This window comes from Cupriavidus sp. UME77, from assembly GCF_014170355.1.
Classification (GTDB): domain Bacteria; phylum Pseudomonadota; class Gammaproteobacteria; order Burkholderiales; family Burkholderiaceae; genus Cupriavidus; species Cupriavidus basilensis.
Map to the genome: position 1 here is coordinate 11,797 of NZ_LZZU01000004.1, position 15,114 is coordinate 26,910.

Below are 15,114 nucleotides of genomic sequence, written 5' to 3' on the forward strand. Positions count from 1 at the left end.
CTCGTTTCATGCATCCTCTGAATATCTACAACACGCTCGCGCGTGAAAAGCAGCCTTTCGTGCCAATCGAACCCGGCCGTGTACGCATGTATGTCTGCGGCATGACGGTGTACGACTATTGCCACGTCGGCCATGCGCGCGTGATGGTGGTATTCGACATGGTGCAGCGCTGGCTGCGCACCGCCGGCTACGACGTGACGTATGTACAGAACATCACTGATATCGATGACAAGATCATTCGCCGTGCCGCGGAGAATGGCGAGACCATCGGCGCGCTGACCGACCGCTTCATCCGCTACATGCACGAAGACGCCGACGCGCTCGGCATCCAGCGCCCGGACCATGAGCCGCGCGCCACCGACTACGTGCCGCAGATGCTCGACATCATCAGCAAGCTCGAAGCCCGCGGCCTGGCCTACCACGCCAGCGATGGTGACGTGAACTACGCCGTGCGCAAGTTTCCCAACTACGGCCGCCTGTCGGGCAAGTCGCTGGAGGACCTGCGCGCCGGCGAGCGCGTGGCCACCAACGAAGCCAAGCACGATCCGCTCGACTTCGTCCTGTGGAAGTCCGCCAAGGAAAGCGAACCCGCCGAAAGCAAGTGGGATTCCAAGTGGGGCTCGGGCCGCCCGGGCTGGCATATCGAGTGCTCGGCGATGAGCTGTGCCTTGCTGGGCGAGCATTTCGACATCCACGGCGGTGGCGCCGACCTGCAGTTCCCGCACCACGAGAACGAGATCGCGCAGTCCGAGGGCGCCAGCGGCAAGACGTTCGTCAACCTGTGGATGCACAACGGCTTCGTGCGCATCAACGACGAGAAGATGTCGAAGTCGCTCGGCAACTTCTTCACCATCCGCGATGTGCTCAAGGAGTACGACGCCGAGGTGGTGCGCTTCTTCATCCTGCGCGCGCACTACCGCAGCCCGCTGCACTACAGCAACGTCCACCTGGAAGACGCTCGTCACTCGCTGACGCGCCTGTACACGGCGCTCAAGGACGTGCAGCCCGATGCCCTGCCGCTGGACTGGGAAGAGGCGCATGCGCGGCGCTTTGTCGATGCAATGGGCGATGACTTCAATACGCCGATCGCCATGGCCGTGCTGTTCGACCTGGCCGGCGAAGTCAATCGCACCGGCTCTGGCGCGATGGCGCGCCAGCTCAAGGGCCTGGCCGCAACGCTGGGCCTGCTGGGGCGCGATGCCCATGCGTTCCTGCAAGGCGGCAAGCCGGCCGATGGGCTGGAGCCGGAGCAGATCGAGGGGCTGATCGCGGCGCGCAAGCAGGCCAAGACCGAGCGCAATTTTGCCGAAGCCGACCGCATCCGCGCCGAACTGCTGGCGGGCGGCGTGGTTCTCGAAGACAAGCCCGGTGGTGCTACCGAGTGGAGGCGCGCTTGAACGCTGCCGTGCGCAAGACGGCGACGCCCGCGGCGCCGTCCAAGACTGCTGCGACCACCAAGGCCAAGCCTGCGGCCAAGCCGCTGGCGCCCGCGAAGCTGCCGGCAAAGCCGCTGAAGGCAAGCACGGCGGCGAAAGTTGCCAGGCCTGTGAAAGCGGCCGCCAAGGCTGCCGGCAAGTCACCTGGCCCGGTGCTCAAGGCGGACGGCAAGCCCGCCCCCAAGACCGGCGCGCGCGCGGCCAAGGCGCCGGTGCTGCCGGAAGCCGAGGCGTTGCCCCTGCCGGTCGAGACGGTGGTGGATGCCGTGCGTCCGGCTTATTGGGACGAGGCCTGCGCCGACCTGATGAAGCGCGACCGCATCCTGCGCAAGATGATCCCCACCTACGGCCCCGCGCACCTGATCTCGCGCGGCGACCCGTTCATCACGCTGGCCCGCTCCGTGGTGGGCCAGCAGATCTCGGTGAAGGCCGCGCAGACGGTGTGGGAGCGGCTGGTAGCGGTTTGTCCCAAGCTCACGCCGGCGCAGATGCTCAAGGCGGGGCACGACAACCTGGCTGCCTGCGGCCTGTCGCGCCGCAAGGCGGAATACATCGTCGACCTTGCCGAGCATTTCAAGGCGGGGCGCGTGCATGTGAATAGCTGGACCGAGATGGATGACGAAGCCGTCATCGCTGAACTGACGCAGATCCGCGGCATTGGCCGCTGGACCGCCGAAATGTTCCTGATGTTCAACCTGATGCGGCCCAATGTGCTGCCGCTCGATGACGTCGGCCTGATCAACGCCATCTCGGCAAATTATTTCAGTGGCGAACCTGTCACGCGCAGCGAGGCGCGCGAGGTGGCGGCCAACTGGGAGCCCTGGCGCACCGTCGCCACCTGGTACATGTGGCGCAGTCTTGATCCCGTGCCTGTGACGTATTAGGCTGGAAGGTAGCAAAATTTGCATGGAAGTGCGCAAGACTGCATCCGCAGACTTGCGGTTTAGTGGGCGAATTCCGGTAGAATGCGCTCCTTCACAGACAGGTACGCGAGTCTCATGAAAACCACCTTCCTAGATTTTGAGCAGCCGATTGCCGAACTCGAGGCAAAGATCGAAGAACTGCGATTTGTGCAGGACGATTCGGCTGTCGATATCTCCGAAGAGATTTCGCGGCTGGCCGGCAAGAGCCAGCAGCTTACCAAGGACATCTACGCCAACCTGACCCCATGGCAGGTGGCACAGATCGCCCGGCACCCGCAGCGTCCCTACACGCTGGACTATGTGCGGGAGATCTTCACCGATTTCCACGAACTGCACGGCGACCGCTCCTTTGCCGACGATCTTTCGATCGTGGGCGGCCTGGCCCGCTTCAACGGGCAGGCGTGCATGGTGATCGGTCACCAGAAGGGACGTGACACCAAAGAGCGCGCGATGCGCAACTTTGGCATGCCCAAGCCCGAGGGCTACCGCAAGGCCAAGCGCCTGATGGAGTTGGCCGACAAGTTCGGCCTGCCGATCTTCACCTTCGTTGACACGCCGGGTGCATTCCCCGGCATCGACGCGGAAGAGCGCGGCCAGTCCGAAGCCATTGGCCACAATCTCTACGTGATGGCCGGCCTCAAGGTGCCCCTGATCGCCACCATCATCGGCGAAGGCGGCTCCGGCGGCGCACTGGCGATTGCCGTGGGCGACGTGGTGCAGATGCTGCAGTTCGCCACCTACGCCGTGATCTCGCCGGAAGGCTGCGCTTCCATCCTGTGGAAGACCGCCGAGAAGGCGCCGGAAGCTGCCGAAGCCCTCGGCCTGACCGCGCACCGCCTCAAGGCACTCAGCCTGATCGACAAGATCGTCAGCGAGCCGCTGGGCGGCGCGCACCGCGACGTCAAGGGCATGGCCGCCATGCTCAAGCGTTCGCTGGCGGATTCGCTGCGCCAGTTCCAGGGCATGAGCGTGAAGGAGTTGCAAGCGCGTCGCAACGAGCGTCTGCTGTCCTATGGCAAGTTCAAGGAAACCGGCGCACCGGGCTGACCCGTCCGCCGGCTTGACCGACAAGGTCGCACAGGCGCTTCAGGCCGGTGCGGCCTTTGTTGTTTCTGGCGACGGCGCACGGGCGGGCACGGTGGCGGTGGCACTCTCCGGCGGACGCGATTCGGTCGCGCTGCTGCACGCGCTGCGTGCGGCGGTGGTGGCGTCGTCGTTGCCGCTGCGCGTGGTGGCGCTGCATGTGCATCATGGCCTGCAGGCCGAGGCGGACCAGTGGGACGTGTTCTGCGCGACGCTGTGCGCTGACTGGCAACTGCCGTTCTACAGCCAGCGTGTCTCGGTCAGCCAGGGGCAGGGCGAAGGGCTGGAGGCGGCGGCGCGCCGCGCGCGCTACGCTGCGCTCGAAGCCATGTGCGACGAGGCCGGAGCGGAGTTGCTGCTGTTTGCCCATCACCTGGACGACCAGGTCGAGACGGTGCTGCTGCGCCTGTTCCGTGGTGCCGGGCTGGCCGGGCTTGGCGGCATGCCGCGCCTGCGCAGGCTCGGGGCAAGGCAGCAGATCGTCTTGCTGCGTCCGTGGCTCGAGGTCGGCCGCGACGATATCGATGCGTACTGCGCCGTGAATGCGCTCCCCTGGATCGATGATCCTTCCAATGACGATTCCCGATTCGCCCGCAACGCGCTGAGGCAGCACATGCCCGCGCTGGCCGCGGCGTTTCCCGCGTTGCGCGCCAACGTGGCGCAGGCCGCCGCCCACCTGGCGCAGGCCAGCGAATTGCTTGATGCGCTCGCTACGCAATGGATGGCGGGGCTGGTGCGCACGCCGCGCGATGCCAGCACGCTGGCTGAACTCGATCTTGCCGGGCTGCGCGCGCTGCCGCCGGCCGAGGCCGACGCCGTGCTGCGGCTGTGGCTGCGCGAGCTTGGCACGCAGGCCCCGTCCACCGCGCGGCTGTCCGCCATGCGCGCGCAACTGATCGAGCATGAAGGCGGCGAGCCTGCCATCCAGCACGAGACCCTGATGCTGCATCGCTTTCGGGGGCGCGTGCTGGCCCGCCGCGCGGGGCCAGCCATCGAATCTGCAGACCTGGCGCTGCACTGGCAGGGCGAGGCACGCCTGGCCGTGCCAGCGTGGCATGGCGAGCTGCGCTTTATGCGCGACGATACCTTCGGCCTGCCGGAGGCGGCGCTGCGCCGGCCCCTGCGCCTCGCCGCGCGCCAAGGCGGCGAGCGCATCGTGCTGCGCCCGGGCGGGCCCGCGCGCGCGCTCAAGCAGGCCTACCAGGAGGCGGGCGTGCCGATGGCGCGGCGCGCGCGGCTGCCGCTGCTGTGGTCGGGCGATCAGCTCGTGTTCGCGGCGGGCCTGGGCATGCACCGGCGCTGGCCAGATGCGCCGGCTGCGCCGCGCTGGCGTGTCGAATGGGTCGAGTGGGTCGAGCCGGTTGGTTCGCCCGCGCACGGCGCGGCCATCGAATAAGCCGCGGCAGGCTGCTTTCTGCCCGCGATATTCCTCGCGCGCCACTTGCCGTGGCCGTCGTCCGAGCCGCCCACACCTTGCCTTGGGGCTTCCCTTCGTGTATTTTCAAGGGTTTGCACAATCGCTGGTGTCGACAAACAGATGGCTCTCATCGTTCACAAATACGGTGGCACTTCGATGGGTTCTCCGGAACGCATCAAGAATGTCGCCAAGCGCGTTGCCAAATGGCATCGTGCAGGTCACCGCGTAGTCGTGGTGCCTTCGGCCATGTCAGGCGAGACCAATCGCTTGCTTGGCCTTGCCAAGGAAATTTCGGCGCAGCCGAGCCCGCGTGAGCTGGATATGCTGGCCGCCACCGGCGAGCAAGCCAGTTCCGCGTTGCTCGCGATTGCGCTGCAAGGCGAGGGCGTCGACGCGATCAGCTACACCGGCTGGCAAGTGCCGGTGAAGACCGACTCGTCCCATACCAAGGCCCGCATCGAGTCCATCGATGACGAGCGCATCCTGGCCGATCTCGACGCCGGGCGCGTGGTGGTGGTCACGGGCTTCCAGGGCATCGACGACAACGGCAACATCACCACGCTTGGCCGCGGTGGTTCCGACACCTCGGCAGTGGCGATCGCCGCCGCCATCGAGGCTGAGGAATGCCTGATCTACACCGACGTGGACGGGGTCTACACCACCGATCCGCGCGTGGTCGAAGACGCTCGCCGCCTGGACCAGATCACCTTCGAGGAAATGCTGGAAATGGCCAGCCTGGGCTCCAAGGTGCTGCAGATCCGTTCGGTGGAATTCGCCGGCAAGTACCGCGTGAAGACCCGCGTGCTGTCGTCGCTCACCGACCCCTTGATGCCCCTCGAGCAAGAAATGCACTCGGGCACGCTGATCACTTTTGAGGAAAATTCTGAAATGGAAGCAGCCGTCATCTCCGGCATCGCCTTTGCCCGTGACGAGGCGAAGATCACCGTCCTGGGCGTGCCCGACAAGCCCGGCATCGCATACCAGATCCTGGGCCCGGTAGCCGACGCCAACATCGACGTCGACATGATCATCCAGAACCAGTCCGTCGACGGCAAGACCGACTTCACCTTCACCGTGCCGCGCGGCGAATACCAGCGCGCGCTCGCCATCCTCAACGACGGCGTGAAGGCACATATCGGCGCCGCCAGCGTATCGGGCGACCCGAAGGTATCGAAGGTCTCGGTAGTCGGCGTGGGCATGCGCTCGCACGTTGGCATCGCCAGCAAGATGTTCCGCACGCTGTCCGAGGAAGGCATCAACATCCAGATGATCTCCACGTCGGAAATCAAGATATCGGTGCTGATCGATGAGAAGTACATGGAGCTCGCCGTGCGCGCGCTGCATAAGGTGTTCGAGCTGGATCAGGCGTGATCCATGCAAGGCAGGCCGCGTGCGGCCTGCGCTTCTAACGGGCTGTGCAAGTTTTTTCAATTAGTCATCGAATCACCGTTGACCAATTGAAATCTGACCGATAGAATACGCGCTTCGTTGTGTGGCCTCCCTCACACAACGGCAGATTTGGGAGACGTGGCCGAGAGGTCGAAGGCACTCCCCTGCTAAGGGAGCATCCGGGCCAAAACCTGGATCGAGGGTTCGAATCCCTCCGTCTCCGCCACTACATCGTAATGGCGGCGGAACCCCGGAAGATTGCGGTCTTCCGGGGTTTTGTTTTTTGTGCTCCCCGTTTCACTGCTCACCTTTTCACTGCTGCCCCCGCGTGTGTACCTGACACAGACCGACCGGGAGCCAGCACGTACCTCACCCGCCGAGACGGCATCTACTACCTGTGCAAGCGCGCTGCCGTGCCGCTCAGTCAGGCTGCATCACACCCATGATGCGCCGGCCGAGCGAGATGCCCCACTGGGCCAGGCGCTTGTCCTCGGCCCACTGGCTTCGATCCCACGCCGCGAGTGCGTCGTCGATGCGCTCCCCGCCGGCCTGCAGCGCGCGCGCCAGGGCCACGGCATTGGCTGCCGCTTTGCCCGCGCCCGCGCCGGTATGCGGACGCGCCACGAAGGCGGCATCGCCTAGCAGCACCGCGCGGCCAAAGCGCATGCGCGGCGCCGCGTAATCCTGGATCAGCTGCAGGAAGGGATCGGGGGTCGATGCGACCAGTGCCGCGAACACGGGCGCGAGGCTGTCCGCCGCGGCAAGCCGCAGCGCCTGGGCATCGGCATCCTTGACCGCGCCCGGGGGCAGCGAATGCGTGTGCTGGCGGCCATGGCGGTCCAGCAGCACGGCCGCCAACGGTTCTCCCGCGGGCAGCGCGCGGTACCAGACCCAGTTCAGGCGCCGCTCGTTGCGCCGGGCCGATCCGTCCTCGCCGGGAATCAGGTAGGTCAGCATCTGGTGTCCCGGCCCGTCCTGGAAGGCGAAGGCATCGACCAGCAGCGACCTGGCCTGCATGCTCAGCGCTGCCTCGGGCAGCACGCCGCGCCAGGCGACATAGCCGGCATAGGCGGGCGCATCGCCGGGCAGCAGTTGCTGCCGCACCGTGGACAGCGGTCCGTCGGCGCCGACCAGCAGATCCGCGTGCTCGGTGCGGCCCGAGGCAAAGCGGGCCGTCACACGATCGGCCTCGCGGGCCAGCGTGACCAGTTCCTCGCCGGCATGGATCATGCGCGGATCAAGCGCGCCTTTCATCAGGGCATAGAGTCCGTTCCAGGCGATTTGCGTTTGCGGCATGTCGATGCGGCGAACCACACCCTCGCGGTCCAGGAAGATGCGGTCGTTTGACGGCACGCCGAACTCTGGCGGGTGTGCGACCCCGGCGAAGGCCAGCGCGTCGAGCACGCCGGGCTGCAGCACGAGCCCGCCGCCGCGGCTGTCGAGCTGCAGCGGCGAGCGCTCGAAGACATCGACATCCCAGCCGATGGCGCGCAGGCAGATGGCGGTAAAGAGCCCGCCGAGCGAGCCGCCGATCACGATGGCGCGGTAAGGTCTGGATGTGGGCATGGTGGGCATGATGGTCATGGGGTTGAGAGGTTCAGGGGGCGGGCGCCGGTCAGTGCCCGGGTCATGGCAAGCTGCGCGCTACGGCGCGATTTCCCTGCGCAGCCGCTCGCCGCCCAGCGGCATGTCGCGCAGGCGCTTGCCGGTGGCATCGAACAGGGCGTTGCCGATGGCGCCCGCGGTGGGCCCCATTGCGGCTTCGGCCACGCCGAGGAACGGCGTGCCGGGGCGGTCGATCAGGTGCACGTTGACGGTGGTTGGTACGGCGGAGAAGCGCATGATCGGATAGGCGCTCCAGTCGAAGCTGCCGATGCCGCCGGTGTCAAAGCGCAGCTGCTCGTACAGGGTCCAGCTCGCTGCCTGCAGGACGCCGCCCTCGATCTGGTTGCGCACGCCATCCGGATTGACGATCTGCCCGCAATCGACGGCCACCTCCGCATGCTCCAGGCGCACCAGTCCCGTGTCGCGTACCACGGAGATCTCCAGCGCGATCGCCATATAGCCCATCAGGTTCTTGTACCTGGCGAACGCGAAGCCGACGCCGTGGCCGGGCTTGCGGCCGCGCCGGGGCCAGCCGAACCTGGCGGCGGCAAGCTGGATCACGTCGCGCGCGCGCGGGTCTTCCAGATGCCGCAGCCGGAACGCCACGGGATCGGTGTTGGCCGCGGCGGCCAGTTCGTCCATGAAGCTCTCGATCGAGAAGACGTTCATGTGCGCGCCCAGCGAGCGCATCGCCGAGGTGCGCAGCGGCATGGTCGGCGAGAAGTGGTTGACGATGTGCGAGGCCGGGAGCTTGTAGAGCGGAATCGCGTTGCGGTCGCCGCCGCCCTCGGGCTGCAGCATCGGGACCGAGGGCGCGGGGACGAAGGGCTTGGCCAGCTGGGTGGCGGGCAGCAGCCGGCCCGCGTTGACCACGCGCTCGTTATGCGAGCTGCTCCACAGCGCGTAGTCCCAGTCGACGATATGGCCACCGGCATCGAGCGAGGCCTTGACCTCGGTGACCATGGCTGGCGTGAAGTGGTCCCACAGGTTTTCCTGGTCACGCATCCATTGCACGCGCACTGGCTTTCCCGGCAGCGCGCGGGCCAGATAGGCGGCGTGCGCAGCGGCGTCGTCGGCGCCGTTGTGCCCGTAGCAGCCCGAGCCTTCCACGTGGATGCAGCGCAGCTTGTCCTTGGGCATCGACAGCATCTCGGCCAGGCCGTCGCGCAGCGGGTAGACGCCCTGGGAGTGGGTCCATACGGTCAGCACGCTGTCCTGCATCTGCGCGACGGCGCACGAGGGGCCGATCGACCCGTGCATCAGGTAGTGCTTGGAATAGCTGGCGGCCAGCGTCCTGGTGCCTGCCGGCACAGCGCCCCGCGTGTTGGCGATCTCGATGTGCTGCGTGCAAAGCGGCTTGAGCTGCGCGATCACGTCGGCGGGGCGGGGCAGCGCACGCCCCTTGCTCCAGCGGCAGGCGGCGCCGAGCGCGCGCTGAGCCAGTACTGCCTGCCATTCCCCCGTGGCCACCACGGCGAGCAGGTTGCCGTCGCGCACGACGGCAATCACGCCGGGCATGGACTTGACCGCGGTCTCATCGACCGACAGCAGGGCAGCGTCATAGGCAGGCGGCAACACCACGCGCGCATGCACCATGCCCGGCATGGCCAGGTCCTGGACATAGCTCGGCTTGCCGGTGACCTTGCCGGGAATGTCCAGCCGAGGCATCGGCGTGCCGATCACGGAGAACGACTTGGGGTCGCGCAGCGGCGAGGCCGGTGTTGCCGCGCGGTGCAGGTTCACCGCGGGCAGCAGTTCGCCGAACGACAGCGAGCGCCCGTCGGGGGCCGTGATGCGCGCATTGCCGACCGACAGCGACGCGGCATCGACACGCAGCTGTCGCGCGGCGGCGTCGGTCAGCAGCCCGCGCACCTGGGCCGCCGCGTTGAGCAGGGCGCTGCCGCTGTCGGCCATGGTGTGGCTGCCGGCGGTCAGCCCTTCGTCCGGCGAACGGCCGGTATCGGCGCTCAGGAAGGTGATCAGCGCGGGCGCCATCTGCAGTTCTTCCGCTGCCACCTGCAGCAGCGCGGTGCGCACACCAGTGCCCAGCTCGACCTTGCCGGTGTACACCGTGACCTGGTTGTCGGGGGCGATCCTGATCCAGGCGTCGAGATAGGGATTGGTCTTCAGGCTGCCCGCCAATGCGCCGTACTGCCGCGCGACCTGCACGGCGGCACCCTCGTCGGCCAGCACCAACTGCGCCATGGCCTTGCGGCCCGGCAGCAGCGTGAAGCCCACCACCAGCGAGCCCGAGACCAGGATGGCGCGGCGGCCCAGGTCGATGTGGTCGTCATGGCCGCTCATTGCGCCCCCTCCTTGCTGCCCTCGGCCTTGACCCCGCCCGGGCGCACGGCGCCGGGCATGCCGGCCACGGCGCGGATGGCCGCCAGGATGCGCATATGGGTGCCGCACCGGCACAGGTTGGGTTCCATGTGCGCGCGCAGCTCGGCCTCGGTGGGATGCGCGTTGACCTCCAGCAGGGCCTGCGCGCGCATGATCATGCCAGCGATGCAGTAGCCGCATTGCGCCGCCTGGTGGTCGATGAACGCCTTCTGCAAGGGCCCCGGCTTGTCGGCGGTGCCCAGGCTCTCGATGGTGCGCACCGGCCGGGCACCGACCGCTGCCACCGGCATCAGGCACGAAAACACCGGGCGGTCGCCGACGATGACGGTGCAGGCGCCGCACTGGCCCAGGCCGCAGCCGAACTTGGCGCCGTGCAGGTGCAGCTCGCCGCGCAGGGCATAGAGCAGCGGCGTGGACGGATCGATGTCCAGCGCGTGACTGGCGCCGTTGACGGTAAGCTTGATCATCTCGATTCGTCCTCTTTCCTGAGTTTAGCGATGGTGTCCTGCACGCCGGTCCACGGCGGCTGCCGGGTGTAGGTGGCGCGCAGGTAGGCCGCCAGGTCGGCAAGCTGCTGGTCGTCGAAGCCCTGTGCGAACGCTGGCATGTAGTGCATCGCGTCCTCGCCGTTCCATGCCACGCCTTGCAGCATCATCTGGATGGTGTTGCGCGGCGTGCTCGCGTTGACCGCGGAACTGGTGGCGAGGCTGGGGCGGCCACCCACGCTCTGCATTGGCGAACCAGGCCCATGGCAGGCGGCGCACGCTCCGGTGAAGAGCGTCGCGCCGCGCGCGATGGCGGACTGGTCGGCCACGGCCGCCGAGACCGGCACCACGGCGGGCGCGGGTGCCGGCTTTTGCAGCGACATCAGATAGCTCGCAATGGCATCGACGTCCGCCTCTGGCACGGTGGCCAGTTCGAGCGTGACTGGCAGCATCGGCCCGGCTGCCGCGCCATGCGCCGCGGAGATGCCGGTGCGCAGGTATGTGCTTAGCTGCGCCTTGGTCCAAGGCACGGGACCGCTCGCCAGGCGGTTCAGCGGCGGCGCTTCCCAGTTGTCCACCACGCCGCCATCGAAGGCGCGGCCCGGTTTTTCCCCGCCGATCGCATTGAGCGGCGAGTGGCAGGCGGCGCAGTGGCCAAGTCCGTCCACCAGCAGGCGGCCGCGGTTCCAGGCTTCATCCTGCGCGGGATCGCGTTGCGCTTCGCCGGGTCGCAGGAACAGCACGTTCCAGAAGGCGACCAGGGGCCGGAAGTTGAGCGGGAAGATCAGTGCATTGGCGGGCGGCGTGGCAGTTACGGGCTCGCGCCGCATCAGGTAGGCATAGGCCGCCTCGATCTCGCGGTCCGACATCCTGGTGAAGTGGATGTACGGAAACGCCGGATAGAGCTGGTGGCCGTCGCGCGCGATGCCGCGCCGCATGGCGCGCGTGAAGGCGTCCAGCGACCAGTTGCCGATGCCGGTTTGCGCATCGGGCGTGATGTTGGTCGAGTAGATGGTGCCGAACGGCGTGACCAGCGGCAGGCCGCCGGCGAAGGGCTGGCCGCCCTTGGCCGTATGGCATACCGCGCAGTCGCCGAGCGCCACCACGCGGGCGCCCTCCAGTGTCAGCGCCCGGTCGAAGGAAGCAGGCGCGGGCGCGGCGACCGGCGCGATGGCCGGCTCCCACATGATGCCGGCGGCAGCCAGCAGGGCAACAGCCGCCGCCCCTGCTGCCGCGAGAAAGATGGGCCGGCGTTTCATGCCTGGCCTGCCGGGAGTCGATGCCGGTTCATTGCGGGAATCCTTGTATCGATAGAGGCCCGCGGCGCGCATTGCATGCATCGGGACCTTTGGCAGCGGCGGGAAGGCGCGGCTCAACTCGCATGGTAGGAGCCGTGTCGACCGGCAACAATCAGACGAGTGGTCTGTGGCGCCCAAACCAAAGTATGAGAGGGGGGCGGCGCTCGACCCGGCCGAGCACGCCGATCGCCTGCCGGCCACCCCCATTCACGCCGCGGCCGGATAATCGGTGTAGCCTCCGGCACCGCCGCCGAAGAATGACGTGGCATCTGGCGCGTTCAAGGGCAGGCCGCCGCGCAGCCGGGCGGGCAGATCGGGATTGGCGATGAACGGGCGGCCGAAGGCGATGATGTCGGCGCGGCCGCTGGCGAGCGCGTGTTCGGCGCTGTCGCGGCCGTAGCCGCCCGCCAGCATCAGCACGCCGCGGAAGGCCGCGCGCAGTTGCTGGATGATCGCGTCCCAGCGGGGATCTGCGTGCTCTTCCTTGACGGTGCCGACCATGGCCGGCTCAACCAGGTGCAGGTAGGCCAGGCCCCGGGTGTCGAGCTGGCGCACGATGTAGCCGAAGGTCTCTTCAGGCGATGCATCTCCCATGCCCATGAAGCGCCCCACGGGCGTCAGCCGCACGGCAACGCGCGCGGGCCCTACCTCCGCCGCGATCGCGTCCACCACCTCCAGCAGCAGCCGTGCCCGGTTCTCGATGCTGCCGCCGTAGGCGTCGTCGCGCTGGTTGCTGTTGGAGTTGATGAACTGGTCAAGCAGGTAGCCGTTGCCGGCGTGGATCTCCACGCCATCCATGCCCGCGGCCATGGCGTTGCGGGCCGCGTGCCGGTAGTCGGACACGATGTCGTGGATGCCGGCCAGGGTCAGCGCCTGTGGCACCGGCACGTCGCCCCAGGCGCCGTTGCCCTGCGCGTCGATAATGAAGGTCTTGCCGGGGACGGGCAGGGCGCTGGGCGCCACGGGCAGCGCGCCGCCGGGCTGGAACACCGGGTGCGAGACGCGGCCGACGTGCCACAGTTGCATGAAGATGATGCCGCCTTGCCCATGCACGGCGTCGCTGACCGCCTGCCATCCCTGGATCTGCGCCTCGCTATGGATGCCCGGTGTCCAGGCGTAGCCCTGCCCCTGCTGCGAGATCTGCGTGGCTTCGGTGACGATCAGCGCCGCGCCGGCACGCTGCCGGTAGTACTCGACATTCATGGCGGTGGGCACGTTGCCGGGCTGGCCGGCGCGCGAGCGCGTCAATGGCGCCATGGCAATGCGATGCGGCAAGGTATGGTTGCCGAGGCGAACGGGGGTGAAGAGATGGTGGGTCACGGTGGTTCTCCGTCAAGTGCGATGGGTCGGTCGGCGGCAGCAGGCTTGCCTTCGCGCCGCGCTGGCTGTCTCGGAAAGAGATGACCTCAAGGTTAGGTGCTAACCCGTCGCCGGAGAATCGGGCCACCGCGCAACGTTGCGTTGCGCTGGCGGCAAGGGGGAGGGGGGAGGAGGCGTCAGCCGCCCGCTTCGTTCCGGCCGGTGGGCCCGGGAATCCGCGAGAGAAAGTCAAGGAAGGCGGCGATGCGCCGCGAGCCGCGCTGGTTGGGCAGGTAGAGCGCGGTGATGGCCGAGCTGGCGCGGTTGGGGTTGACGGTCCAGTCGTCCAGGATGGCGGTCAGGCGCCCGCTCTGGATATCGTCGTCGACCAGCCAGTCGGGCAGCAGGGCGATGCCGCCGTCGGCCAGCGCCAGTTCGCGCAGCACTTCGGCGTTGTTGCTCTTGAAGGTGCCCGGAACGGGCACCTGGACTTCCTCGGTGCCGCGCAGCAAGGTCCACATTTGCGTGCCCGCGCCATACGTGAAGCGCAGGCACGCATGCCCGGCCAGTTCCGCCGGCGCGGTGGGGATGCCGCGCTGCTGCAGATAGCCAGGACTTGCCACCACCCTGCGCCGGAACGTGCCGATCTGACGCGCCACCACTTCATCGAGCGACGCGGCGCTGCCCAGGCGGATCGATAGATCGATGCGTTCGCCGAGCAGGTCGACAATCTCGTCGGTCAGCGTGACCTCCAGTTCCAGCTTCGGATACTGCGCGATCAGGCCGCCGAGGAACGGCGCGATGCAGCGGCGCCCGAACGCCACCGGTAGCGACACGCGAAGCTGGCCCACCGGCGTATCGCCACGGTCGGCGATCAGCGCATCGGCTTCCGCCACCGCGTCGAGGATCTTGCGCGCTCGCTGGTAGTAGGCCGCGCCGGCCTCGGACACCGTTACCTGCCGTGTCGACCGGTTCAGCAGCACGGTGCCCAGCTCCTCCTCCAGGCTGTCCATCATGCGGGTCACCGATGACGTGGCCAGGTTGACCCGCCGCGCGGCGGAGGAGAACCCTTTGGCGTCGACGGTCTCGACGAACAGCTTCAATGCCAGCAGCTTGTCCATAGGTAAGACTCCAGCGGTAAGGGTGTCGCCTATCCCTGCAGGGGCTCAGTTGCCGGGCGTGTCGGGCGCGCGCAGGGAACGCATGACGGCAGGCGCGCCGTGGAGAAACATGTCTACCTTGCGGCGGATCACGGCATCGATGTCCGAGGGCACCTTGAGGCCATAGACCCATTTGCGCACGCCGAGATAGAAGATGGCCGCGTGCAGGCCCCAGATCATCTCGACCTCGGCTTCCAGCTCGGCCGCATTGCGCGGCTCGGGGATGCCGTACGCGGCGCGCACCTCGGCCAGCACGGGCAGGAAGACCTTGCTGCGCAGCTTGTTGAGGTACTTGTTGTTGATGCCTTCGCGCGTGAGGCCGGCAAAGATGAAGACTCGGATCCATTCCTCGCGCAGGATCACGGACGCATAGTCGAGGTAGAACGCATACAGCCGTTCGGTCAGCGGCGTGGCGCGATCGGCGATCTGGCGTTCCCAGTCGGGCCGCCATTGGAACACTTCGCTGTAGACCCGGTCGATCAGCGCCTCCTTGCTGGAGAAGTAGCGGTACAGCAAGGGCTGGGTGACGCCAATCTGCTTGGCGAGATCGCGCGTGCTGCCGGAGAATCCGTTGCGCGTGAAGTGCTCGATGGCCTTCTGCACGATCTGCTGCTCCCGCTCTTCGGGGAGCAGCCGTTTTGCGGTCTTGGCCGCGGCAGGGGTCTCCGGCGGCGTT

The 15,114-nt window shown here is 67.5% G+C and carries 12 protein-coding genes and 1 tRNA gene; 6 read left to right on the forward strand and 7 right to left on the reverse strand.

Annotated features, from left to right (window positions below):
- Positions 1-8 precede the first annotated feature (8 nt).
- The 6 genes from cysS (at position 9) to A9975_RS00900 (ending at position 6,474) form a co-directional block, all read left to right on the forward strand.
- Positions 9-1,397, forward strand: a complete 1,389-nt coding sequence (cysS, locus tag A9975_RS00875) for a cysteine--tRNA ligase (protein ID WP_183030975.1) — start codon at positions 9-11, stop codon at positions 1,395-1,397.
- Positions 1,394-2,320, forward strand: a complete 927-nt coding sequence (locus tag A9975_RS00880) for a DNA-3-methyladenine glycosylase (RefSeq protein ID WP_220810577.1) — start codon at positions 1,394-1,396, stop codon at positions 2,318-2,320. The genes cysS and A9975_RS00880 overlap by 4 nt, the downstream gene beginning before the upstream one ends.
- Positions 2,321-2,434: 114 nt before the next feature.
- Positions 2,435-3,406, forward strand: coding sequence for an acetyl-CoA carboxylase carboxyltransferase subunit alpha (locus tag A9975_RS00885; protein WP_183030977.1), 972 nt, complete (start codon positions 2,435-2,437; stop codon positions 3,404-3,406).
- Positions 3,372-4,838, forward strand: a complete 1,467-nt coding sequence (tilS, locus tag A9975_RS00890) for a tRNA lysidine(34) synthetase TilS (protein ID WP_220810578.1) — start codon at positions 3,372-3,374, stop codon at positions 4,836-4,838. The genes A9975_RS00885 and tilS overlap by 35 nt, the downstream gene beginning before the upstream one ends.
- A 141-nt stretch (positions 4,839-4,979) precedes the next feature.
- Positions 4,980-6,230: an aspartate kinase gene (locus A9975_RS00895; protein ID WP_183030978.1), complete on the forward strand. Its 1,251-nt coding sequence runs from the start codon at positions 4,980-4,982 to the stop codon at positions 6,228-6,230.
- Positions 6,231-6,380: 150 nt separating this feature from the next.
- Positions 6,381-6,474 (forward strand) — tRNA-Ser (locus A9975_RS00900).
- 194 nt (positions 6,475-6,668) lie between these two features.
- Here the strand turns inward: A9975_RS00900 and A9975_RS00905 are convergent.
- The 7 genes from A9975_RS00905 to A9975_RS00935 all read right to left on the reverse strand — a co-directional run bounded on the left by A9975_RS00905 (position 6,669) and on the right by A9975_RS00935 (position 15,041).
- Positions 6,669-7,814 carry an FAD binding domain-containing protein gene (locus tag A9975_RS00905; RefSeq protein WP_255502988.1) on the reverse strand — a complete coding sequence of 382 codons (1,146 nt, stop codon included), beginning with the start codon at positions 7,812-7,814 and terminating at the stop codon, positions 6,669-6,671.
- A gap of 78 nt (positions 7,815-7,892) precedes the next feature.
- Positions 7,893-10,157: a molybdopterin cofactor-binding domain-containing protein gene (locus A9975_RS00910; RefSeq protein ID WP_183030980.1), complete on the reverse strand. Its 2,265-nt coding sequence runs from the start codon at positions 10,155-10,157 to the stop codon at positions 7,893-7,895.
- On the reverse strand, positions 10,154-10,663 hold the full coding sequence (locus tag A9975_RS00915; RefSeq protein WP_183030981.1) for a (2Fe-2S)-binding protein: 510 nt from the start codon (positions 10,661-10,663) through the stop codon (positions 10,154-10,156). The genes A9975_RS00910 and A9975_RS00915 overlap by 4 nt, the downstream gene beginning before the upstream one ends.
- Positions 10,660-11,940 (reverse strand): cytochrome c, encoded by a 1,281-nt coding sequence (locus tag A9975_RS00920; protein ID WP_183030982.1) that lies wholly within the window; start codon positions 11,938-11,940, stop codon positions 10,660-10,662. Before A9975_RS00920 ends, A9975_RS00915 begins: the two co-directional genes overlap by 4 nt.
- A gap of 246 nt (positions 11,941-12,186) precedes the next feature.
- Positions 12,187-13,299, reverse strand: coding sequence for an alkene reductase (locus A9975_RS00925; RefSeq protein ID WP_183030983.1), 1,113 nt, complete (start codon positions 13,297-13,299; stop codon positions 12,187-12,189).
- Between the two features lie 176 nt (positions 13,300-13,475).
- Positions 13,476-14,399 (reverse strand): LysR family transcriptional regulator, encoded by a 924-nt coding sequence (locus A9975_RS00930; protein WP_183030984.1) that lies wholly within the window; start codon positions 14,397-14,399, stop codon positions 13,476-13,478.
- A gap of 45 nt (positions 14,400-14,444) precedes the next feature.
- Positions 14,445-15,041, reverse strand: coding sequence for a TetR/AcrR family transcriptional regulator (locus A9975_RS00935; protein WP_183031030.1), 597 nt, complete (start codon positions 15,039-15,041; stop codon positions 14,445-14,447).
- Positions 15,042-15,114: the final 73 nt, after the last annotated feature.

Excerpts from the sequence above, each read along its gene's own strand:
- cysS (WP_183030975.1), top strand. The coding sequence starts at position 9 with ATGCATCCTCTGAATATCTACAACACGCTCGCGCGTGAAAAGCAGCCT.
- A9975_RS00885 (WP_183030977.1), top strand. The coding sequence starts at position 2,435 with ATGAAAACCACCTTCCTAGATTTTGAGCAGCCGATTGCCGAACTCGAG.
- tilS (WP_220810578.1), top strand. The coding sequence starts at position 3,372 with ATGGCAAGTTCAAGGAAACCGGCGCACCGGGCTGACCCGTCCGCCGGC.
- A9975_RS00895 (WP_183030978.1), top strand. The coding sequence starts at position 4,980 with ATGGCTCTCATCGTTCACAAATACGGTGGCACTTCGATGGGTTCTCCG.
- A9975_RS00905 (WP_255502988.1), bottom strand. The coding sequence starts at position 7,814 with ATGCCCACATCCAGACCTTACCGCGCCATCGTGATCGGCGGCTCGCTC.
- A9975_RS00910 (WP_183030980.1), bottom strand. The coding sequence starts at position 10,157 with ATGAGCGGCCATGACGACCACATCGACCTGGGCCGCCGCGCCATCCTG.
- A9975_RS00915 (WP_183030981.1), bottom strand. The coding sequence starts at position 10,663 with ATGATCAAGCTTACCGTCAACGGCGCCAGTCACGCGCTGGACATCGAT.
- A9975_RS00920 (WP_183030982.1), bottom strand. The coding sequence starts at position 11,940 with ATGAAACGCCGGCCCATCTTTCTCGCGGCAGCAGGGGCGGCGGCTGTT.
- A9975_RS00930 (WP_183030984.1), bottom strand. The coding sequence starts at position 14,399 with ATGGACAAGCTGCTGGCATTGAAGCTGTTCGTCGAGACCGTCGACGCC.